Raw genomic sequence first — 20,171 nt, 5'->3', positions numbered from 1 at the left:
TGTGGGAGCGAGCTTGCTCGCGATGGGGTCGACTCGATTTCAGACTGTTGGCGGCCCGGGATACCCGCAATGCGCCCACGATTCTTTGCGGCCGTACCAGGCCATCATCACCAATTGCAGCAAAGAACTGTGACCCATGCGCAACAGGCTCAATGAGCTATTTTCCCAGCGGTTCAGAAACTGCCGGATATCATCGGCGCTGGCGTTTTCCCAGCTGCTCCAGATCCCGGTCAGCGGTCCACGGGTCACGGCCATGCCCAACACATCGAACAGTTGCTGGGTCAGTTTGAGCATTTCCGGTGACAAGTGAGCGAGGTTGTAATCAAGGCTTTTCAGTGTGCCCTCGACAGCCTCGGGCATCCGTTCGGAAGTTACGGCACCATCGAGCATGACTGGAATCAACGCCCGCAAAAACAGCAGGTCGCCGCTTCGCAACGTGACGAAGCCACTGGCCGGAACACTCGACGAACAGCCGCTGAGGCTGGCGCCCAATCCGGCAGTGGCGAGAAAGGCGCTGGCGCCGAGGCTGAATTTAAGTAGCCCGCGCCGTGACAGCGCGGGTGTATCGCAAAGGCTGGGGTTCATTATTGTTATTACCCGACGGTGAGATCGTTAGCGGATGAACAGCTTCTGGATCAGCTTCTGGATCGATTTGCCATACGGCGGGTAAATCAGTTTCGCCGCGTTGAAGCGCTGCTTGATCAGCACGCCCTTGGCCTTGCTGAAGGTCAGGAACCCTTCATGACCATGATAATGACCCATGCCCGAGGCACCGATACCGCCGAACGGCATGTCGTCCTGGGCGACGTGCAGCAGCGTGTCGTTCAGGCACACGCCACCGGAATGGGTTTCGTGCAGCACGCGCTGTTGTTCGCGCTTGTCGTAGCCGAAGTAATACAGCGCCAGTGGGCGCGGGCGCTGGTTGATGTAGGCAAATGCCTGGTCCAGATCCTTGTACGGCACGATCGGCAGCAGCGGTCCGAAAATCTCGTCCTGCATCACCGTCATCTCGTCGGTGACATTGAGCAGCAGGCTATGGCTCATGCGTCGGCCCTGGCCCTGGTCGAACAGCGGCATCAGCAGCGCACCCTTGCTGGTGGCGTCGCTGACGTAGCCGTTTAGGCGCGCCAGTTGTCGCTCATTGATGATCGCGGTGTAGTCCGGGTTGTCGGCCAGCGTCGGATAAAACCCGCGGACGGCTGTGCGATAGGCTTCGACGAAACCTCCGACGCGATCCTCCGGCACCAGTACGTAGTCAGGGGCCACGCAGGTCTGGCCGGCGTTCAAGGTTTTGCCGAAGGCGATGCGCTCGGCGGCGTCCTTGAGCGGCACGTCGCGGGAAACAATGGCCGGGGACTTGCCACCCAGTTCCAGGGTTACCGGGGTCAGGTTTTCCGCGGCGGCGCGCATGACGTGTTTGCCGATGCTGGTGGCGCCGGTGAACAGCAGGTGATCGAACGGCAGGCGTGAAAACGCCACGCCCATATCGGCCTCGCCCAGGACCACGCAAACCAGGTCTTCGGGGAAGATGCGCGCCAGCAACTGCTTCATCAGCAAGCCGGTAGCGGGAGTCGATTCACTGAGCTTGAGCATCACCCGATTGCCCGCCGACAGCGCGCCGACCAGCGGGCCGATGGCCAGGTACAGCGGGTAGTTCCACGGCACGATGACCCCGACCACGCCCAGCGGTTGGTAAACGACTTTGGCCGAAGCCGGCTGGAAGGCAGCGCCCACCTTGCGCCGCGACGCTTTCATCCAGCCCTTGAGGTGTTTGCTGGCGTAATGGATGCCGTGCAGGCTGGGCATCAGTTCGGCGAGCAGGGTTTCATCGGCGCTACGATGGCTGAAGTCCTGGCTGATCGCATCGATCAGGGCCTGGCGTTCATTGTTCAACAAATCCTTCAGCGCCTTGAGCCATTGTTGGCGCTGCGCGGCGGGTGGCATCGGGTTGGCGGCGTAGGCGGCACGCTGGGCGTCGAACAGGGCCTGAAGCTCTTCCAGCGGCTGCTGTAGGTTCTGCAGGTAGGAAATTTCAGCAGTCATGGTCGGCTCCGGATTTATTGTAATGGGGCACTTTCTAGAGTCTATACTCTAAAAAGTCAAATGACATCCTGTAACAGCTTTGTTTTATCCACTCGCGGATAGATCTAAGATGCCCGTCAACGCACTCTGAATTAAAGCCCAAGCCATGGCCCCACGGATCAAAACCAGCGAGCGCATCGTGCAGAACAGCCTGGAGCTGTTCAATCAACAGGGCGAGCGCAGCATCAGTACCAACCACATCGCTGCCCATATGGAAATTTCCCCGGGCAACCTGTACTACCACTTCCCCAACAAGCAGGCGATCATCGCTGTGCTGTTCAGCGAATACGAGAGCCTGGTGGACAGCTTCCTGCGCCCGCCCCAGGGCCGTACTGCCACGGTGGAAGACAAACGCTTCTACCTCAAGGAGCTGCTGGCGGCGATGTGGCGTTACCGGTTTCTGCATCGCGATCTCGAACATTTGCTCGACAGCGATCCGGACTTGGCCGACCGCTATCGACGTTTCTCTCAGCGCTGCCTGATCCAGGGTTCGGCGATCTACGAAGGCTTCGTCGCCGCTGGCATCCTGAAGATGGACAAGGTGCAGATCGAATCCCTGACGCTCAATGCCTGGATCATCCTCACGTCCTGGGTACGTTTCCTGTGCACCACGCGGGAGAATTCCAGCCACTTGAGCGAGCAGGCCATTAAACGCGGGGTGTATCAGGTTTTGGTGCTGGAAGCCGGGTTTGTCACGGATGAGGCCCGCGATGCGGTCAATGCCTTGTTCGAAGAGTTTTACGTGCCCCTGGCCCAGGCGCTTGAGGAAGTGTCGTAGGATCGAAGTCCGATAAAAATCACAGGAGCCCGTTATGCCCATTGCGCAATTGATCAGCCCGCAAGCACTGGACCTGAAAAAGGACCAGCCGGGGCTGGTGATTCTGGATTGTCGTTTTGCCCTCGAAGACCCGGATTACGGTCAGCGCAGCTATGCCGAAGGGCACATTGCCGGTTCGAGCTATGCTGACCTTGAGCGTGATCTGAGTGGCGCCGTGGTCAAGGGCGTGACCGGGCGTCATCCGTTACCCGAACCCGTGCAATTGATCGAGCGCCTGCAAGCCTGGGGCATCAACGCCGATAGCGAAGTGGTTTTGTACGACGATGGTCCGGGTGCCTATGCGGCGCGGGCCTGGTGGCTGCTGGCATGGTTGGGTAAGCGCGATGGCGTATTCATCCTCGATGGCGGACTCAAGGCCTGGCATGCGGCGGGGTTGCCGTTGAGCCTGGATACGCCGGCGATCACCCGTGGCTCCTTCACCGGCAGTCCTGATACGGCGTTGCTGATCAGTGCCGAGCAGTTGCAAAAGCGCCTCGCCCGGCCGGAACTTACCCTGCTCGATGCCCGCGCACTGCCGCGATTCAAGGGTGAAGTGGAACCGATCGACCCGGTTGCCGGGCACATTCCCGGTGCCCAGTGCGCGGCGTTTACCGACAACCTGGGCGCAGACGGGCTCTTCCTGTCGGCCGATCAGCTCAAGCAGCGTTTCGCCGCAAAACTGGGTGATCGTTCGCCGACCGATCTGGTGGCGTACTGCGGTTCCGGCGTGACGGCGTGCCACAACCTGTTTGCGTTGTGTCTGGCCGGTTATCCGCTGGGTTCGTTGTATGCCGGGTCGTGGAGCGAATGGATCAACGAGCCTGCGCGGGGCATTGCCACTGGCGAATGAACGCCACGAAACCCTGTGGGAGCGAGCTTGCTCGCGATGGGGCCATTACATTCAATAGTGATGCTGATTGTTAAGCCGCCATCGCGAGCAAGCTCGCTCCCACAGGGATGGATGGTGTTTGTGAGACCTTGTTAAACCTCAAGTCCCCCGCTTTGCACTGCGATACGCCCCCGGCCCAACCCCATACACTTGCTTGAACTGCCGGCTCAGATGGCTCTGGTCGGCAAACCCAAGTTGCATTGCGACTTCCAGCGGTAAACAACCACTTTGCAGCAACGTCCGCGCCCGGGCGATGCGCTGTTGCATCAGCCAGGTGTGTGGCGGCATGCCGGTGGCGCGGCGGAACACTCGGGCGAAATGGAATGGCGAGAGATTGACCGCCGCCGCCAGTGTCTCCAGTGAGGGCGGTGCTGCCAGTTGCGCCTGCAGCAATTCCTTGGCCAGGCTCACGGCCCGGTGTTCCTTGCCGGGTTTGCCGGCATCGGGCACCGCCGCATGACGCTGCAACAGCGACAGCACCAGTTCGCGCCAGACCGTTTGTTGCTGCAATGCGGTGGCGGGGCTTTCCAGCAGGCGGTGGAGTTGGCAGAAACCGTTCACCAGATCCTGATCGCGATACAGCGTGGCACCGAAGGCCGGCAAGTGGTGGGTCGGCAATTCGAGTTCGGCCAGCAGCGAGGTTATCTGTCCGCTGTCCGGATAAAACGCCCGGTACAGCCAGCCATCCTCGGTACCTTTATGACCGGTGTGCAATTCATCGGGGTTGATCAGCACCAGCGTGCCGCTGCCCGCCAGGTGTTCGGCACCGCGATAACGATAACGCTGGGCGCCGGCCATGATCATGCCGATCACATAGCCGTCATGCACATGGGGCGCGAAACGATGATCGATGTAGCGGGCGGACAACAACTCGACCCCGGCCAGTGGTGCGGTTTGCCAGAAATGAATCGACTCGCCCTGATCGCTGACCATGGCTTTACTTGCGAGCCACGGCGGCCAGCCACTCGGGGATGCGCCGTTCCAGGTAGTAACCCGGTTGCCTGAGCGTGCCGTCTACGAATCCGACGTGCCCGCCCTTGGCTTGCAGTTCAAATTGCGTACAGGCGGACAATTCATCGACGTGCGGCAGGCTGTGGGGAAATACGAAGGGGTCGTCGGCCGCCTGAATCATCAGGGTCGGGGTGCGAATTTCGCCGAGGAAGTAGCGGCTCGATGCGCGGCGATAGTAATCCTCGGCATCGACAAAGCCGTTCAGCGGTGCGGTAACCCGGCCATCGAAATCCCAGAACGTGCGCATGTTTTCCAGTGAGCCAAGTGCGGCCAATGCGGCCAGGCCATCCTCGTGTCCGTCATGCTGGAACTGCCGCTGTTTGTTCTTGATGTAGGCGAGCATCTCGCGCATGAAATGCGCCTGATAGACCTTTGAGAAACCCTGGTCGATACGGTCGGCGCAGTGGTCCAGGCGGAACGGCACCGACACCGCCACGGCGCCCATCAAGTCGCTGTCGGTACCGGTTTCGCCCAAATGCTTGAGCAGGATATTGCCGCCCAATGAGTAGCCGACAGCATACAGCGGAGCGAGAGGCCGTTTGGCCCGCAAGTGCCTGATGGTTTCGGCCAGGTCTTCGCTGGCGCCGGAATGGTAGCTGCGCGGCAACAGGTTGGGTTCGCCTGAACAGCCGCGCCAGTTCAACGCGACACTGGCCCAACCCCGCTCGCCCAAGGCTTTTTGCATGCCGGCGACATAAGGCGAATTCGAGGAGCCGGTGAGCCCGTGCAACACGAGCACCAAGGGTGCGTCGGCGCTGTGCGGGCCGTGCCAGTCGAGATCGAGAAAATCGCCGTCTTCAAGCCAGAGACGTTCGCGTTCGCGGCCGATGTGCACGGTTTTACGCCACAGAGGCCCCCACAAGGTTTGCAAGTGCGGATTGCCGATGCCAAAGGCGGGGGTAAAGGACGGCGGTGAGGCCAGTGTGGGGTGCGATTGCACAGTCATTCTCGGTGGAAGTGTTCATGAGTCTGCCCGAAGACGCGGCGGGACAGCGCCGCAACCGCGTCATCATGGCTCTCTAACTTGCCACAATCTCGCCAGGTGCGCGACACATGGAATTGGTTGCGCTTTCGCTTGGAGCCGGCAGCGGTTGTTGATCTGTCTTCGGCCCCAGGATGACAGCGCGCCATTGGTCGGCGTGGTAATGCCGGTTGAGTGCGCTTTTGATTGATACAAGGTTCAGCTTCAAGGCGGCTTGCATGGCGAAGTCGAGGTCCAGCGGCAGATTGTGGGCGCTGATGGCGTACAACTGGCTCAGAATCTGCGCATTGGTAGCGCTGCCCAACGGCGCGCTACCGGTCAGTTGCTGTTGGATGTCTTCGAGTTCCTGTTGGGTCGGCCCTTGGGCGAGGAAGTCGTTGAACATCGTCTTGATATGGGCCAGCACGGCATCGGCCTGCTCTGGTCGGGTCTGCAAATCAATGGTCAGTAACCCCTGCGCCTGAAGGGCTGAAAGGTCGGCTTCAACGTGGTAGGTCAGGCCTCGGCGTTCACGCAGTTCATTGGTCAGACGGTTGGTGAAAACCCGCATGGCCATCTGAAGCGCGACGTAGTCCGGACTGTTTCGCAGGACACTTGGCTGGGCAAGGCGTAGATAAGCCTGGGTCGATGGTCGCTCAACGCGTAGCAGACCTGGAGCGGCCGGACTTGTCACTGGCTGGATCGCGGCAGTGGCCGGTCCCAGGGGCAAGGCCGCGGATATCTGCGCACCGATGCGCTGGGCTTCTTCCTCGGTGAGGTCACCAACCAGTGTGATCTGGGCATTGCCCGCGGCATAAGCCTCGCGATAAAAGTCTTGCACCTGGGTGCGGGTGACGGAGGTCAGTCCGGCCCTGGTTCCGTAGAAGGACTGAGCATAACCGTGCTCGGGAAACAACTGACCGAGGTTCGCTTGTCGGGCTTGAGCGGCATGGGACTGATCTTCAAGGTCCAGAAAGTACTGCAATTGGGATTTCACCGTAGGCAGGGACTCTTGCGGCAACAGCGGCTTGCCGAGTACCTGGGCAAACAGTTCCAGGGCTGGAGCGCGCCGTGATTCGTCACTCAGGCTACGCAGGGAAAACCAGGTCCGGTCCTGGCTGATATCCATACCCATCCTGGCACCCAGATTGTCGAACGTCGCCTGTATGGCGTTGACGTCCTTGCCAGCTACGCCCTCATTCAAAAGGCTATAGGTGACCGCGGCCAGGCCGGGTTGATGCGGGGTGTGGGCGCTGCCGGCAGCAAAACTCACCAAGGCATCAAACATTGGCAGGCCAGGGGTGTGGATGAACAGGATCTTCGTTCCACTGAGCGTTTTGTAACCCTTGATCGACAGCGTGCGCTGGGTCGCCGGAGTCTGTGGTTCATTGAGCGATTGCAGCACTGGTTTCTGGGGCGCCGTGGTTGCAACGGCAGGGGCCTGCGCACTCAACAGCATGCCGGCCAGGATCAATCCACTGATGAGGCCTTTGAGCTTATCCATTGTTTTTCTCCGGCAAGATTGTCGCGGTACTCAGGCGCTCACGCGTCAGGTAAGTCTTTGCGACCTGTTGAATATCCAGGGGGGTGACCTTGTTCAGCTCATCGGTATCCTGATCGGCCAGCCGCCAGTCCAGGCCGATGGTTTCCAGCAGGCCCAAGGTGTTGGCCTGTTCTTCCAGATCATCCTGCGCATAAACCGAGTTAGCGATCAGGAGGTTTTTCGCGCGCTCCAGTTCTGCCGGTTCCGGTGCCTTGCTCTTCAGTGATTCGATCACTTGCCACAGGCGGGCGAGGGCTTCGTCAGCGTCACTGAGCTTGTCCGGGTTGAGCTGGGTGCTGATGGTCAGTAACGAATCGCCGCGATTGAAGGCGTCGTACGCTGAGTCGGCCTCGGTGAATATCGCCTCGCCCAGTTGCAGTTGCTGTTTGATCCGCGCGCTACTGGACCCGGCCAGTAACATATCGAGCAGGCGCAGGGCATGGGCGGTCCGATGATCCGGTGCCGTGGTCAGGCTGGGCGCGTTGAAACTCATGATCAGGCGCGGGGATGCTATGGGTGCATACAGGGTCAGTGACCGTTCTCCGGCAGAAGCCAGCTCGACAGGGGTAGGCGCCACAGGTGTCGCACGTCGCTCAAGGTGGCCGAAGTGCTGCTGTGCCAGGGTCTTGATCCGCTCAGGTGCAACATCGCCAACGACTACCAGCGTCGCATTGTCCGGTGAATACCAGGCCTGATACCACTGCTGCAATTGCACGGCATTCATGCGTTGCAGGTCGTGCATCCAGCCGATTGTCGGGGTTCGGTAGCCGCTGGCCGGGTAGGCGATGCTGTTCAGTCGTTCTTGAGCCAGCGCGATGATTTCATCATCAAAGTGCATCCGACGCTCCTCCTGAATGACCTTGAGCTCCTGTGTAAAGTCCTGTGCATCCAGCTCGGCCGTACTCATCAGATCGGCCAGTATTTCAAAAGCGACGCCAGTGCGGCCGGAAGGCAGTGTCTGGTAAAAGACCGTGAAATCGGTGCCGGTAAATGCGTTTTCGCTGGCGCCCAGTTTTTTCAGTATCGCCGCGAACTCTCCGGCGCAGGCCTTGCTGCTGCCTTTGTAGACCATATGTTCGAGGGCGTGGGACAGGCCGGACTGGCCGGGAGGCTCGTAGCTTGCACCGACCTTGATCCAGAGCTGGGCGGTAACGATGGGCGAGCGATGGTCCTCGCGCACGATAACCTTGAGGCCGTTGTCCAGTACGAAGTCTTGCGTCGCGGGGGGTGTCGCCGCGCTGGCCATGAGCGGTAGCCAGGCGATAAAGGGCAGCATAAATAGGCTGCGGGAGATGTTCATCCGTGTTCATCCTCAGTGGTTTGCAGGTAATTGCGCAAACCACTGTGGATGATCCGTAAGGGCGTCAGGTGGTAACTATGTAGTGCACCTCACAACCAGGCTGGGGCAGTCGTCTCGCTGAAATGTCAGGCGTTGCGCTGCCACAACGAGTAATACACGCGTCCGGATTTCTGCTCCCGGTGCAGGCGCCAGTTCTCCGGCAGGCCCAGGGTCGACGGCGCCGACTCGCTTTCGGTGTACACCCAGGCGTCTTCGGCCAGCCATTGGCGCTCTTCGAGCAACTTGCAAACGGCGGGCAGCAGGTTCTGGTTGAATGGCGGGTCGAGGAACACCAGGTCGTAGGCCGTCGCGGTCTGGGTTTCCAGGTAGCGCAGGGCATCGGCAGTCTGGACCTGGCCGTTGGTGCACCGCAGCGTCCCCAGGTGCTCTTTCAGGCTGGACACCGCGATACTGCTGGCGTCCAGCGCCTGACCCATGGCCGCGCCACGGGACAGTGCTTCAAGGAACAGCGCGCCGCTGCCGGTGAACGGGTCGAGCACCTTGGCGCCCGGCACGTAAGGCGCGAGCCAGTTGAACAGGGTTTCACGCACGCGATCCGGCGTCGGGCGCAGGCCAGGGGCGTCGGGGAAGCTCAGCTTCCGGCTGCGCCATTCGCCGCCGATGATGCGCAGCTGGTTCACGCCGTTATGGACGTTTTTGGCGGGTTTTTTAGGATGGGCCATTAATGCTCCGGAACCCCGAGCGGCTGCTCGGAAGGTTTATCAGTAGGGGCCGGTAACGGCTTTTGCGGCACGGTCGGGCCAGCGCTGACGATGACCATCTTGTCCGTGCCCAGGTGTTTGTTCATGGCGGCTTTGACCTGCTCGACGGTCAAGGCCTGGGACTGTTGCATGAAGTCTTCCAGGTGACTCAGCGGCAGGTTGTAGAAACCGATGGCGCCCAGCTGACCGACGATATCGGCGTTGCTCGCGGTGGACAGCGGGAAGCTGCCGGCCAGTTCGCGCTTGGCGTCGTCCAGCTCTTTTTCGGTCGGGCCGGTTTTAAGGTAGTCGGCCAACACATCCTGCACCAGTTTCAGGGTGCCTTCGCTCATCTCGGCGCGGGTTTGCAGGTTGATCATGAATGGGCCGCGCGCCTGCATCGGGGTAAAGCCCGAATACACGCCGTAAGTCAGGCCACGCTTCTCGCGCACTTCGCTCATCAGACGGGTGCCGAAGCCGCCGCCACCGAGAATCTGGTTGCCCATGGACAACGCCGCGTAGTCCGGGTCGTCGCGGTCGATGCCCAATTGCGCGAGCATCAGGTTGGTCTGCTTGGACGGGAACTCGATATGGCCGACGCTGGCCTTGGGCTCGACCGGTTGCGCGATTTTCGCCAGCGCCGGGCCTTTGGGCAGGGCGCTGGACACCTGGGCGGCAATCGCTTCGGCTTCCGCGCGGGACAGGTCGCCGACCAGTGCGATCACCACGTTACCGGCCGCGTAGGCTTTCTCGTGGAAAGCCCGCAGCTGTGCCTGGGTAATCGCCGGGATGGTTTTCGCCGTGCCGTCGCTGGCGTGTGCGTATGGGTGATCACCGTACAAGCGGTTCATCAGTTCCAGGCTCGCCAGTTTGCCGGGATTCTGTTTCTGGTATTCGAAACCGGCGAGCATCTGGTTCTTGATGCGGGCAAACGAGTCGGCGGGGAAGGTCGGTTTGCCGACGACTTCGGCGAACAGCTTCAAGGCCGTCTCGCGCTTGTCCCGGTCACTGAGGCTGCGCAGCGACGCGATGGCCATGTCCTTGTAGGCACCGTTGCCAAAGTCGGCGCCCAGGCCTTCGAAACCCTGGGCAATGGCACCGACGTCTTTGCCGGCCACGCCTTCGTTGAGCATGGCGTTGGTCAACACCGCCACGCCCGGTGCATCGCCGTCCTGGCTGCTGCCGGCGGCGAAGATCAGGCGCATGTCGAACATCGGCAGCTCATGGGCTTCGACGAACAGCACTTTCGCACCTTCGGCAGTGCTCCAGGTTTGTACGTCCAGCTGGCGGTGGCCCGGTGCCTTGCCGTTGAGTTCGGTCAGCGATTGCAGTTTCTGGCTGGCCTTGGCCTTGTCCAGGGCTTCGCTGGCACTGGTTTCGCCAGAACGCGACAAATAGAACGCGGCGGAACCGAAAACGGCAACGGCGACCAGGCCGATCAGGGCCAGGCGAGAGGGTTTACGCTCACTCATGAGTCGTCTCCAGAGGCAGTACATGGGCGACGCTGAGACGTTCGCGGGTGAAATACAGCTTGGCGGCTTTCTGGATGTCTTGCGGCGTGACGCTTTCCAGATCGGCCAGTTCGGTGTCCATCAGCTTCCATGACAGGCCGACGGTTTCCAGTTGGCCGATGGCGGTGGCCTGGCTGGTGATCGAGTCACGCTCGAAGACCAGGCCGGCGATGACTTGTGCGCGTACCCGTTCCAGCTCTTCAGCGGTTGGCGCCGTGGTTTTAAGCTGGTCGAGCAGCTTCCACAATCCGGCTTGCGCCTGGGCGATGGTCTTGTGTTTCTGTGAGTTTGGCGATGCCGACAGGGTGAAGAGGCTGTCGCCACGGGTGTAGGCGTCGTAACTCGACGAGCCGCCGGACACCAGTTCTTCTCCGCGCTCCAGTTGCGTCGGGATGCGTCCGCTGTAGCCGCCGTCGAGCAGCGCCGAGATCAGGCGCAGGGCATTGACCAGGCGTTTGTCGTCGGTGGTGGCGATGCTTGGCACGTTGAAGGCCAGCATCAGGCTAGGCAGTTGGGTCTGCACATGCAGGGTGATCTGGCGCTCGCCCGGCTCGGCCAGTTCCAGCGGTTTTTTCGCGGCGGGCACTTCACGCTTGGCGATCGGGCCGAAGTAGCGTTGGGCCAGGGTTTTGACTTCGTCCGGGGTGACATCGCCAACCACCACCAGCGTGGCGTTGTTGGGCACGTACCAGGTTTCGTACCAGTGGCGCAGTTCTTCGACTTTCATCCGTTCAAGGTCGGCCATCCAGCCGATGGTCGGCGTGTGGTAGCCGCTGGCCGGGTAGGCCATGGCCTTGAAGCGCTCGTAGGCCTTGGACATCGGCTTGTCGTCGGTGCGCAGGCGACGCTCTTCCTTGATGACTTCGATTTCCTTGGCGAACTCGTCGGGCGGCAGGCGCAGGCTGGCCATGCGGTCGGCTTCCAGCTCGAAGGCTACGCCCAGGCGATCCCGGGCCAGCACCTGGTAGTACGCGGTGAAGTCGTCGCTGGTGAATGCATTCTCTTCGGCGCCGAGGTCGCGCAGGATCAGCGAGGCTTCGCCAGGGCCAACCTTCTCGCTACCCTTGAACATCATGTGTTCCAGAGCGTGGGACAGGCCGGTATTACCCGGCGTCTCGTAGCTGGAGCCGACCTTGTACCAGACCTGGGAAACCACCACGGGCGCACGGTGGTCCTCACGCACGACCACCTTCAGGCCATTGTCGAGGGTGAATTCGTGGGTGGGTTGCGGGTCGGCGGCCAGGGCCGAAAGGGGTAGGCAAACTGTGCTGAGCAGCAGGCCTGCGGCGCGGCGGGCAAGAGCATTCATTCGTTTTTAAACCTTTGGGGCTGCCCGCTTGGTCTTAGCCTAGGCGGGCGAGGAGGTGCTAGGATACTGATCCGGTTTACTGGCGGCCACGCCTATCAGGCCTTTGACCGGCCTTCGGGTTGTATGGGTTACCGGCAGAAACTTTGAGTTTGTCAGCTAAACTCTGCGTTTTCGCCGACGATGCCGTTCCAGTCCTTCGTATTAGTCGACCTTTGAGGCGCCGTTGGCACCTCGACAAAATGTTGCGCGTGAACAAGCTGGGTCAATCGCAGTCTGTTCTGCATCGAATATTTATTTGCCGGGGCGCCATTGGCGCGTCGCTACTGTGAGATAGCCGTCCTCCATGTTTGGTTCCAACGACGACAAGAAGACCCCAGCTGCGGCTGGCGAGAAAAAAAGCCTGTTCGGATGGCTGCGCAAAAAGCCGCAGGAACCCGTCGTCGAACAGCCACAAGCCATTCCTGAACCAGCGCCGGCACCGGTCCCGGTAATAGAAGAAGCGTCTGCATCGGTTGCTCTGCCGATTGCCGAGCCGGTGCTGCAGACGCAGGCCGAAGTCGTCGCCGAACCTGCCCGTGAAATCATCGAGCAACCGCTGACCAGCGCTGCCGAGCCGTGGCTGACCTTGCCCGTGGCGGAAGAGCCCGTGGCACTGGTCGAGAATGACCTGGCCCCTCACGTGACACCGCAGATACCGGCCCCGGCTGAGTTTGCGCCGGCCCCGGTTCATGCGCCTGAGATCGAGCCGGTGGTGGCGCCAGTCGTTGTGGCTGAGCCTGCACCTGCACCGGTTGTAATCGAACCGGTAGCCCCGATTGTTGCTGCACCTGCACCTGCACCTGCACCTGCACCTGCACCTGCACCTGCTCCCGCTCCCGCCCTCGCTCCCATCGAAACCCCGGTCCAGCCAGTGCGCACCGAAGAAACCAAAGCCGGTTTCTTCGCCCGTCTCAAGCAGGGCCTGTCCAAGACCAGCGCCAGTATCGGCGAAGGCATGGCCAGCCTGTTTCTGGGCAAGAAGGTCATCGATGACGAACTGCTGGAAGACCTCGAAACCCGCTTGCTGACCGCCGACGTCGGTGTCGAAGCCACTTCGGTGATCATCCAGCGTCTGACGCAGAAAGTCGCACGCAAAGAGCTGGCCGACGCCGATGCCCTGTACAAATCCCTGCAGGCCGAGCTGGCGGCCATGCTCAAGCCTGTCGAGCAGCCGCTTAAAGTCACCTCGCAGAACAAGCCGTTCGTGATTCTGGTCGTCGGCGTCAACGGTGCCGGCAAGACCACCACCATCGGCAAACTGGCGAAGAAGCTGCAGCTGGAAGGCAAGAAAGTCATGCTCGCCGCTGGCGACACCTTCCGCGCCGCGGCGGTGGAGCAGTTGCAGGTCTGGGGCGAGCGCAACAAGATCCCGGTGATCGCGCAGCACACTGGCGCCGACTCGGCTTCGGTGATCTTCGACGCCGTGCAGGCCGCCAAGGCCCGTGGTATCGATGTGTTGATCGCCGACACCGCCGGCCGCCTGCACACCAAAGACAATCTGATGGAAGAGCTGAAGAAGGTTCGCCGGGTGATCGGCAAGCTCGACGCCGACGCACCTCACGAAGTGCTGTTGGTGCTTGACGCTGGTACCGGCCAGAACGCCATCAACCAGGCCAAGCAATTCAACCAGACCGTCGAGCTGACTGGCCTGGCGCTGACCAAGCTCGATGGCACAGCGAAAGGTGGGGTGATTTTCGCCCTGGCCAAGCAATTCGGCCTGCCGATCCGCTACATCGGCGTCGGCGAAGGCATCGACGATTTGCGTACCTTTGAAGCAGAACCCTTTGTCCAGGCATTGTTTGCCGAGCGGGAGCGTTCATGATTCGTTTCGAACAGGTCGGTAAGCGCTACCCGAACGGTCACGTCGGCTTGCATGAGCTGAGCTTTCGAGTCCGTCGTGGCGAGTTTCTGTTTGTCACCGGCCATTCCGGCGCCGGTAAAAGCACCTTGTTACGGCTGTTGCTGGCCATGGAGCGCCCGACCAGCGGCAAATTGCTGCTCGCCGGGCAAGACCTGAGCACCATCAGCAATGCGCAGATACCTTTCTTGCGCCGGCAGATCGGTGTGGTGTTCCAGAATCACCAGTTGCTGTTCGATCGCACGGTGTTCAACAACGTTGCATTGCCATTGCAGATCCTGGGCCTGTCCAAGGCCGAGATCGCCAAGCGCGTGGACTCGGCACTGGAGCGCGTGGCGCTGTCGGATAAAACCGATCTGTACCCGGGCGACCTGTCCACCGGTCAGCAGCAGCGCGTCGGCATCGCCCGCGCCATCGTCCACCGTCCGGCCTTGCTGTTGGCGGACGAACCGACCGGTAACCTCGACCCGCGTCTGGCCGCCGAGATCATGGGTGTGTTCGAAGACATCAATCGCCTGGGTACCAGCGTGCTGATCGCCAGTCATGACCTGGCCCTGATCGCCCGCATGCGCCATCGCATGCTGACGCTACAACGCGGTCGATTGATCGGTGACGGGGAGGCCGCGGTATGAGCGCAACACGTAGCCCCAAGGTTTCCGAGCGTGTGGCCCCGAAGGCCGCCGATCCGCAGCCGCAAAAGAAAAAACGCGATGATGACGACGGGCCGGACTTTGCTACGTTGTTCCGCGCCTGGATCGAAAGTCATCGCGCCAGTCTGGTGGACAGCCTGCGCCGCCTGGGCAAGCAGCCTGTCGGCAGTTTTTTCACCTGCATGGTGATGGCGGTGGCCCTGAGTTTGCCCATGGGGCTGTCACTTTTGCTAAGTAATGTCGAGCGTCTGGGTGGTTCCTGGCAGCGTGCGGCGCAGATTTCCCTGTACCTGGACCTTGAGGCCAAGCCGGCGGAAGGCGAATCGCTGCGTGATCAGATCAAGGGAATGCCTGGCGTCGCCGATGCCGAATACGTTGGCCGGGATCAGGCGCTGGAAGAGTTCCAGAAACAGTCCGGGCTGGGCGAGGCGCTAAAGGAGTTGCCGGAGAACCCGCTGCCGGGCGTGGTCCTGGTGACGCCGAACGAAGTCGACAAGCCGGCCCTTGAAGCATTAAGACAAAAACTATCCGAGCTGCCGAAGGTACAACAGGCGCAACTTGATTTAGTCTGGGTCGAGCGTCTGGCAGCCATCCTCAAGCTGGGTGATCGATTTGTCTTCGGTCTGACCGTGCTTCTGGTTTCTGCATTACTTTTGGTGATAGGCAATACCATTCGTCTTCATATTGAAAACCGCCGCACAGAGATAGAAGTGATTAAACTGGTCGGCGGCACTGACAGCTATGTACGCAGGCCCTTTCTATATATGGGCGCGCTGTATGGCTTCGGTGCGGGGATTCTGTCCTGGGGCGTACTGGCGTTCGGCCTTGATTGGCTGAACGACGCGGTGGTAGGGCTGGCCGGTTTGTACGGCAGTGATTTTGCACTGGCTGGAGTGCCAGTTGCCGACGGTCTGTCTCTCTTGCTTGGCGCGGTGCTGTTGGGGTATATCGGTGCATGGATTGCAGTCGCACGCCACCTGAGGGAGCTTGCGCCTAAGTAGTATCATTTTGCTCGTATTGACCTTTCAGCGTTTTTGGGTTTTGGGAACTTGTCTTTCGGTTTCCGGTCAATTTTCGCAGTGCTGAACTGCACGAGTTTGTAAGTCGGAGGTTTTTTCGTATGACCAATTCTTTGCAACCTGCATATGCTCTGGTCCCGGGTGCGAACCTGGAGGCCTATGTGCACACCGTCAACAGCATTCCATTGCTGTCGCCGGAGCAGGAGCGTGAACTGGCCGAGAGTCTCTATTATGAGCAGGATTTGGGGGCGGCTCGGCAGATGGTGCTCGCCCACCTGCGTTTTGTCGTACATATCGCCCGTAGCTATTCCGGCTACGGCCTGGCCCAGGCTGACCTGATCCAGGAAGGCAACGTCGGCCTGATGAAAGCCGTGAAGCGTTTCAACCCGGAAATGGGCGTGCGCCTGGTGTCCTTTGCCGTGCACTGGATCAAGGCGGAAATCCACGAATTCATCCTGCGCAACTGGCGCATCGTGAAAGTCGCGACCACAAAGGCCCAGCGCAAGCTGTTCTTCAACCTGCGCAGCCAGAAGAAACGTCTGGCCTGGTTGAATAACGAGGAAGTCCACCGTGTGGCGGAAAGCCTCGGTGTTGAGCCTCGGGAAGTGCGCGAGATGGAAAGTCGCCTGACCGGCCATGACATGGCCTTCGACCCGGCTGCCGAAGCGGATGACGACAGTGCTTTCCAGTCGCCGGCCAACTATCTGGAAGACCACCGGTACGACCCGGCCCGTCAACTGGAAGACGCCGACTGGAGCGACAACTCCAACCACAACCTGCACGAAGCGCTGGAAGTGCTGGACGACCGCAGCCGTGACATCCTCTATCAGCGCTGGCTGGCGGAAGAAAAAGCCACGCTGCACGACCTGGCGCAGAAGTACAACGTGTCGGCCGAGCGTATTCGCCAGCTCGAGAAGAGTGCGATGAACAAGCTCAAAGTGTCGATCGCTGCGTAACTGGCGAGCAGGCAATAAAAAACGCCCCGATCGTTGATCCTGTGGGRGCGAGCTTGCTCGCGATGAGGTCCGAACATTCAATATAAAAGTTGAATGTCAGGCCGCAATCGCGAGCAAGCTCGCTCCCACAGGGATCTTCAGTGTTTCAATAAATGGTGATCGGTTATTCGGCCCAAGGCGCCCGGCGTGAATCGTTCAGTCCGACCAGATAGCTATCCCCGCCCAGTTGGCTCATCTGCCGTCGAATCCACCCTGCACGCCGCGAAACGTAGGAAGTCGGATGGCTGGCACTCCAGACTCGCGGGTTGGGCAGGACGGCGGCGAGCAGGCTCGACTGCTGGCGGCTGAGGCCTTTTGCACTCACACCAAAGTGATGTCGGGCGGCCGCTTCGGCGCCAAACACGCCGTCATCCCACTCGACGCTGTTGAGGTACACCTCAAGAATTCGCTGCTTTGGCCAAAACACTTCGATCAATGCAGTAAACCAGGCCTCCAGGCCTTTGCGCAGCCAGCTGCGTCCGGACCACAAGAACAGATTTTTCGACACTTGCTGGCTGAGGGTGCTGGCGCCACGGATCGAACCGCCGCGCTCGTTATGGGCAAACGCCGCCTGAATCGCGCCGATATCGAAGCCCCAGTGCTCCGGAAATTTCTGGTCTTCGCCGGCAATCACCGCGACTTTCAGGTCATCGGAGATCTCGTCCCAGGGTTTCCAGGTCCGTTGCAGGTCAATGGGTTCGCCATCGAACCAGGATTCGATCTTGCGCTCGACCATCAATGCGGTCCCCGGTGGCGGCACCACGCGAAAGATCAGCACCAGCAATACGCTGCCACCCATGAACCAGAGCACGGCATTGGTGAAACGACGGAAATAGATACGCAGCATAGAGATGGCTTGGCCGAACCCGTTGAGCAGGCCATTATACAGACCCTGTTGATCGAGTCTGACTGGAGTTCTGCATGCTGCGTGGCTTTCTGATGCTGGCCGCTTTTTTCGGCTTCACCGGTGTCGGCCTCGGCGCCTTTGCCGCCCATGGCCTGAAAAACCGCCTGAGCGCCGAGTACATGGCAATTTTCCACACGGGCGTCACCTATCAACTGGTACATACCCTGGCATTACTGGGCGTCGCATTCCTGGCCACGCAGATTCCCGGCCGCCTGATCACCTGGGCCGGCGCATCGTTTGCCATCGGTATCCTGCTGTTCTCCGGCAGCCTGTATGTTTTGACGCTGACGGGCCTCAGCAAGTTCGGCATCATCACCCCGTTCGGTGGCCTGGCCTTCCTGGTGGGCTGGTTTTGCCTGGGGTTAGCCGCCTGGCGCTTGCAACTTACCGCTTGACGCTTGTTGCTGACCTTTAGGTCATGATCGGGCTAGAATGCCAGCCCCTAAAAATGATGGCGGCATCCGGCATGCGCATTCAGTTGAACGGCGAATCCTTTGAACTGCCCGACGGTGAAACCGTTGCGGCCCTGCTGACCCGTCTGGATCTGACCGGACGCCGGGTGGCGGTCGAACTCAATCTGGATATCGTCCCGCGCAGTCAGCACGCAGACACCACGTTGAACGACGGCGACAACGTCGAAGTGGTGCACGCCATCGGTGGCGGCTAGCAACCTCGGCCGAGTGGCCACAGAATTCTGCAAGTACCTCACCCCTATAGAGGATTTCCCATGAGCATCGTTCGCAGCGACAAGCCTTTCGTCCTGGCCGGTCGTACTTACCAGTCGCGTTTGCTGGTCGGTACCGGCAAGTACCGTGACATGGAAGAAACCCGCCTGGCCATCGAAGCCTCGGGTGCCGAGATCGTCACCTTCGCCGTGCGTCGCACCAACCTTGGCCAGATCGAGGGCGAGCCGAACCTGCTCGAAGTGCTGTCGCCGGATCGCTACACCTTCCTGCCGAACACCGCCGGTTGCTACGACGCTATCGAGGCCGTGCGCACTTGCCGCCTGGCCCGTGAGCTGCTCGATGGCCACAACCTGGTGAAGCTGGAAGTGCTGGCCGATCAGAAAACCCTGTTCCCCAACGTGATCGAAACCCTCAAGGCCGCCGAAACGCTGGTCAAGGAAGGCTTCGACGTGATGGTCTACACCAGTGATGACCCGATCATCGCCCGTCAATTGGCGGAAATCGGCTGTATCGCGGTGATGCCGCTGGCTGGTCTGATCGGTTCGGGCCTGGGGATCTGCAACCCGTACAATCTGCAAATCATCCTGGAAGAAGCCAAAATCCCGGTGCTGGTGGATGCCGGTGTCGGTACCGCGTCCGACGCCACCATTTCCATGGAGCTGGGTTGTGATGCGGTGCTGATGAACTCGGCCATCGCCCACGCCCAGCAGCCGGTCATGATGGCTGAAGCCATGAGACATGCCATCGTCGCAGGCCGCCTGGCCTACCTCGCTGGCCGCATGCCGAAAAAACTCTATGCCAGCGCCTCTTCGCCGCTGGATGGTCTGATCAAGTAAGAGCCATTGATGACTGAATCGAACGACACGCCTATCCAGACGGAAGAAGGCGACGAGCGCCAACACCGCCGCATCAAAAGTTTCGTGATGCGCGCCGGGCGCATGACCGAAGGCCAGCAAAAGGGCCTGGAGCAGGGCACTCCGCTGTTCGTGCTGCCGCTGGCTGATGCGCCGGTGGACTTCGACCAGGTGTTCGGTCGCTCGGCACCGCGCTCGCTGGAAATCGGTTTCGGCATGGGCCACTCGCTGCTGGAAATGGCAGCGGCTGCGCCGGATCAGGATTTCATCGGCGTCGAAGTGCACCGTCCGGGTGTCGGTGCGCTGCTCAATGGCGTGCTGACGCAAGGCCTGACCAACCTGCGGGTCTACGATTGCGACGCGATCGAAGTGCTCAACCGCTGCGTGGCCGATAACAGCCTCGATCGCCTGATGCTGTTTTTCCCGGACCCGTGGCACAAGAGCCGTCACCACAAGCGTCGTATCGTTCAGGCGTCCTTCGCTGAGCTGGTGCGCAGCAAGTTGAAGGTCGGCGGCATTCTGCACATGGCCACCGATTGGGAACCGTACGCCGAATACATGCTGGAAGTGATGAGCGTCGCGCCGGGTTACCGCAATCTTGCCGAAGACGGCAAGTGCGTACCGCGCCCGGCCGAGCGGCCGATCACCAAGTTCGAACGCCGTGGCGAACGTCTTGGGCATGGCGTGTGGGATTTGAAGTTCGAGAAGTTGGCGTAAAACCTGTGGGAGCGAGCTTGCTCGCGATGGCGGCCTGACAGTCAACATAGATGTTGAATGTGATGGCCTCATCGCGAGCAAGCTCGCTCCCACAGGTTTTACGCCAACTTCTCGAACTTCAAATCCCACACGCCATGCCCAAGACGTTCGCCACGGCGTTCGAACTTGGTGATCGGCCGCTCGGCCGGGCGCGGTACGCACTTGCCGTCTTCGGCAAGATTGCGGTAACCCGGCGCGACGCTCATCACTTCCAGCATGTATTCGGCGTACGGTTCCCAATCGG

At 60.6% G+C, this 20,171-nt stretch carries 20 protein-coding genes and 1 pseudogene; 10 read left to right on the top strand and 11 right to left on the bottom strand.

The features are described from left to right. Positions 1 to 39: 39 nt before the first annotated feature. Together AC1DRN_RS28175 and AC1DRN_RS28170 are read right to left on the bottom strand one after the other, a co-directional pair. The gene (locus tag AC1DRN_RS28175) at positions 40 to 585 is read right to left on the bottom strand and encodes a twin-arginine translocation pathway signal protein (protein ID WP_223456652.1); all 546 of its coding nucleotides are present in this window, start codon (positions 583 to 585) and stop codon (positions 40 to 42) included. Positions 586 to 612: 27 nt separating this feature from the next. Continuing rightward, positions 613 to 2,043 carry a coniferyl aldehyde dehydrogenase gene (locus AC1DRN_RS28170; protein ID WP_223456654.1) on the bottom strand — a complete coding sequence of 477 codons (1,431 nt, stop codon included), beginning with the start codon at positions 2,041 to 2,043 and terminating at the stop codon, positions 613 to 615. Between the two features lie 145 nt (positions 2,044 to 2,188). On the opposite strand from AC1DRN_RS28170, the gene AC1DRN_RS28165 reads away from it, so the two are divergent. After that, on the top strand, positions 2,189 to 2,860 hold the full coding sequence (locus AC1DRN_RS28165) for a TetR/AcrR family transcriptional regulator (RefSeq protein ID WP_223456657.1): 672 nt from the start codon (positions 2,189 to 2,191) through the stop codon (positions 2,858 to 2,860). 34 nt (positions 2,861 to 2,894) lie between these two features. Then, complete coding sequence (locus tag AC1DRN_RS28160; RefSeq protein WP_223456659.1) at positions 2,895 to 3,749, top strand: sulfurtransferase; 855 nt, start codon at positions 2,895 to 2,897, stop codon at positions 3,747 to 3,749. Positions 3,750 to 3,887: 138 nt separating this feature from the next. Here AC1DRN_RS28160 and AC1DRN_RS28155 read toward each other — a convergent pair whose 3' ends face one another. From AC1DRN_RS28155 to AC1DRN_RS28125, 7 genes are all read right to left on the bottom strand, one after another. Beyond that, entirely contained in the window at positions 3,888 to 4,721 is an 834-nt protein-coding gene (locus AC1DRN_RS28155; protein ID WP_223456661.1) for an AraC family transcriptional regulator, read from the bottom strand. Between the two features lie 4 nt (positions 4,722 to 4,725). Further along, on the bottom strand, positions 4,726 to 5,745 hold the full coding sequence (locus AC1DRN_RS28150) for a hydrolase (RefSeq protein WP_411740675.1): 1,020 nt from the start codon (positions 5,743 to 5,745) through the stop codon (positions 4,726 to 4,728). A 73-nt stretch (positions 5,746 to 5,818) separates the two neighbouring features. After that, entirely contained in the window at positions 5,819 to 7,264 is a 1,446-nt protein-coding gene (locus tag AC1DRN_RS28145) for a M16 family metallopeptidase (RefSeq protein ID WP_223456663.1), read from the bottom strand. Beyond that, complete coding sequence (locus AC1DRN_RS28140; RefSeq protein WP_223456665.1) at positions 7,257 to 8,603, bottom strand: M16 family metallopeptidase; 1,347 nt, start codon at positions 8,601 to 8,603, stop codon at positions 7,257 to 7,259. Before AC1DRN_RS28140 ends, AC1DRN_RS28145 begins: the two co-directional genes overlap by 8 nt. Positions 8,604 to 8,728: 125 nt before the next feature. After that, on the bottom strand, positions 8,729 to 9,325 hold the full coding sequence (gene rsmD, locus AC1DRN_RS28135; RefSeq protein WP_223456668.1) for a 16S rRNA (guanine(966)-N(2))-methyltransferase RsmD: 597 nt from the start codon (positions 9,323 to 9,325) through the stop codon (positions 8,729 to 8,731). Further along, complete coding sequence (locus AC1DRN_RS28130; protein ID WP_223456670.1) at positions 9,325 to 10,815, bottom strand: M16 family metallopeptidase; 1,491 nt, start codon at positions 10,813 to 10,815, stop codon at positions 9,325 to 9,327. The genes rsmD and AC1DRN_RS28130 overlap by 1 nt, the downstream gene beginning before the upstream one ends. Further along, entirely contained in the window at positions 10,808 to 12,163 is a 1,356-nt protein-coding gene (locus tag AC1DRN_RS28125; protein WP_223456672.1) for a M16 family metallopeptidase, read from the bottom strand. The genes AC1DRN_RS28130 and AC1DRN_RS28125 overlap by 8 nt, the downstream gene beginning before the upstream one ends. A 343-nt stretch (positions 12,164 to 12,506) precedes the next feature. On the opposite strand from AC1DRN_RS28125, the gene ftsY reads away from it, so the two are divergent. From ftsY to rpoH, 4 genes are all read left to right on the top strand, one after another. Then, positions 12,507 to 14,024, top strand: coding sequence for a signal recognition particle-docking protein FtsY (gene ftsY / locus AC1DRN_RS28120; protein WP_457265668.1), 1,518 nt, complete (start codon positions 12,507 to 12,509; stop codon positions 14,022 to 14,024). Then, entirely contained in the window at positions 14,021 to 14,692 is a 672-nt protein-coding gene (ftsE, locus tag AC1DRN_RS28115; protein WP_007975383.1) for a cell division ATP-binding protein FtsE, read from the top strand. The genes ftsY and ftsE overlap by 4 nt, the downstream gene beginning before the upstream one ends. Then, positions 14,689 to 15,711, top strand: coding sequence for a permease-like cell division protein FtsX (ftsX, locus tag AC1DRN_RS28110; RefSeq protein WP_223456676.1), 1,023 nt, complete (start codon positions 14,689 to 14,691; stop codon positions 15,709 to 15,711). Before ftsE ends, ftsX begins: the two co-directional genes overlap by 4 nt. Positions 15,712 to 15,830: 119 nt before the next feature. Beyond that, positions 15,831 to 16,685, top strand: a complete 855-nt coding sequence (rpoH, locus tag AC1DRN_RS28105; RefSeq protein WP_150725044.1) for an RNA polymerase sigma factor RpoH — start codon at positions 15,831 to 15,833, stop codon at positions 16,683 to 16,685. A 163-nt stretch (positions 16,686 to 16,848) separates the two neighbouring features. On the opposite strand, the gene mtgA is transcribed toward rpoH, so the two are convergent. Continuing rightward, positions 16,849 to 17,571, bottom strand: coding sequence for a monofunctional biosynthetic peptidoglycan transglycosylase (mtgA, locus tag AC1DRN_RS28100; RefSeq protein WP_223456678.1), 723 nt, complete (start codon positions 17,569 to 17,571; stop codon positions 16,849 to 16,851). A gap of 74 nt (positions 17,572 to 17,645) precedes the next feature. Here mtgA and AC1DRN_RS28095 point away from each other — a divergent pair, with 74 nt between their 5' ends. The 4 genes from AC1DRN_RS28095 to trmB all read left to right on the top strand — a co-directional run bounded on the left by AC1DRN_RS28095 (position 17,646) and on the right by trmB (position 19,888). Beyond that, positions 17,646 to 18,026, top strand: a complete 381-nt coding sequence (locus AC1DRN_RS28095) for a DUF423 domain-containing protein (protein ID WP_223456679.1) — start codon at positions 17,646 to 17,648, stop codon at positions 18,024 to 18,026. A gap of 71 nt (positions 18,027 to 18,097) precedes the next feature. Then, positions 18,098 to 18,298, top strand: coding sequence for a sulfur carrier protein ThiS (gene thiS, locus AC1DRN_RS28090; protein ID WP_007953386.1), 201 nt, complete (start codon positions 18,098 to 18,100; stop codon positions 18,296 to 18,298). A gap of 60 nt (positions 18,299 to 18,358) precedes the next feature. Beyond that, on the top strand, positions 18,359 to 19,153 hold the full coding sequence (locus AC1DRN_RS28085; RefSeq protein WP_223456680.1) for a thiazole synthase: 795 nt from the start codon (positions 18,359 to 18,361) through the stop codon (positions 19,151 to 19,153). 9 nt (positions 19,154 to 19,162) lie between these two features. Next, entirely contained in the window at positions 19,163 to 19,888 is a 726-nt protein-coding gene (gene trmB / locus AC1DRN_RS28080; RefSeq protein WP_223456681.1) for a tRNA (guanosine(46)-N7)-methyltransferase TrmB, read from the top strand. A 98-nt stretch (positions 19,889 to 19,986) separates the two neighbouring features. On the opposite strand, the pseudogene AC1DRN_RS28075 reads toward trmB, so the two are convergent. Continuing rightward, a pseudogene (locus AC1DRN_RS28075) lies at positions 19,987 to 20,171 on the bottom strand (tRNA (guanosine(46)-N7)-methyltransferase TrmB); the annotation flags it as partial.

The organism is Pseudomonas sp. P5_B3 (assembly GCF_056400405.1).
Note: the sequence above shows the minus strand (reverse complement) of the source record. Positions and strands in the feature narration are given on the sequence as shown.

Coding starts and splice junctions, on each gene's coding strand:
- AC1DRN_RS28175 (WP_223456652.1), bottom strand. CDS start 585: ATGAACCCCAGCCTTTGCGATACACCCGCGCTGTCACGGCGCGGGCTA.
- AC1DRN_RS28170 (WP_223456654.1), bottom strand. CDS start 2,043: ATGACTGCTGAAATTTCCTACCTGCAGAACCTACAGCAGCCGCTGGAA.
- AC1DRN_RS28165 (WP_223456657.1), top strand. CDS start 2,189: ATGGCCCCACGGATCAAAACCAGCGAGCGCATCGTGCAGAACAGCCTG.
- AC1DRN_RS28160 (WP_223456659.1), top strand. CDS start 2,895: ATGCCCATTGCGCAATTGATCAGCCCGCAAGCACTGGACCTGAAAAAG.
- AC1DRN_RS28155 (WP_223456661.1), bottom strand. CDS start 4,721: ATGGTCAGCGATCAGGGCGAGTCGATTCATTTCTGGCAAACCGCACCA.
- AC1DRN_RS28150 (WP_411740675.1), bottom strand. CDS start 5,745: ATGACTGTGCAATCGCACCCCACACTGGCCTCACCGCCGTCCTTTACC.
- AC1DRN_RS28145 (WP_223456663.1), bottom strand. CDS start 7,264: ATGGATAAGCTCAAAGGCCTCATCAGTGGATTGATCCTGGCCGGCATG.
- AC1DRN_RS28140 (WP_223456665.1), bottom strand. CDS start 8,603: ATGAACATCTCCCGCAGCCTATTTATGCTGCCCTTTATCGCCTGGCTA.
- rsmD (WP_223456668.1), bottom strand. CDS start 9,325: ATGGCCCATCCTAAAAAACCCGCCAAAAACGTCCATAACGGCGTGAAC.
- AC1DRN_RS28130 (WP_223456670.1), bottom strand. CDS start 10,815: ATGAGTGAGCGTAAACCCTCTCGCCTGGCCCTGATCGGCCTGGTCGCC.
- AC1DRN_RS28125 (WP_223456672.1), bottom strand. CDS start 12,163: ATGAATGCTCTTGCCCGCCGCGCCGCAGGCCTGCTGCTCAGCACAGTT.
- ftsY (WP_457265668.1), top strand. CDS start 12,507: ATGTTTGGTTCCAACGACGACAAGAAGACCCCAGCTGCGGCTGGCGAG.
- ftsE (WP_007975383.1), top strand. CDS start 14,021: ATGATTCGTTTCGAACAGGTCGGTAAGCGCTACCCGAACGGTCACGTC.
- ftsX (WP_223456676.1), top strand. CDS start 14,689: ATGAGCGCAACACGTAGCCCCAAGGTTTCCGAGCGTGTGGCCCCGAAG.
- rpoH (WP_150725044.1), top strand. CDS start 15,831: ATGACCAATTCTTTGCAACCTGCATATGCTCTGGTCCCGGGTGCGAAC.
- mtgA (WP_223456678.1), bottom strand. CDS start 17,571: ATGCTGCGTATCTATTTCCGTCGTTTCACCAATGCCGTGCTCTGGTTC.
- AC1DRN_RS28095 (WP_223456679.1), top strand. CDS start 17,646: ATGCTGCGTGGCTTTCTGATGCTGGCCGCTTTTTTCGGCTTCACCGGT.
- thiS (WP_007953386.1), top strand. CDS start 18,098: ATGCGCATTCAGTTGAACGGCGAATCCTTTGAACTGCCCGACGGTGAA.
- AC1DRN_RS28085 (WP_223456680.1), top strand. CDS start 18,359: ATGAGCATCGTTCGCAGCGACAAGCCTTTCGTCCTGGCCGGTCGTACT.
- trmB (WP_223456681.1), top strand. CDS start 19,163: ATGACTGAATCGAACGACACGCCTATCCAGACGGAAGAAGGCGACGAG.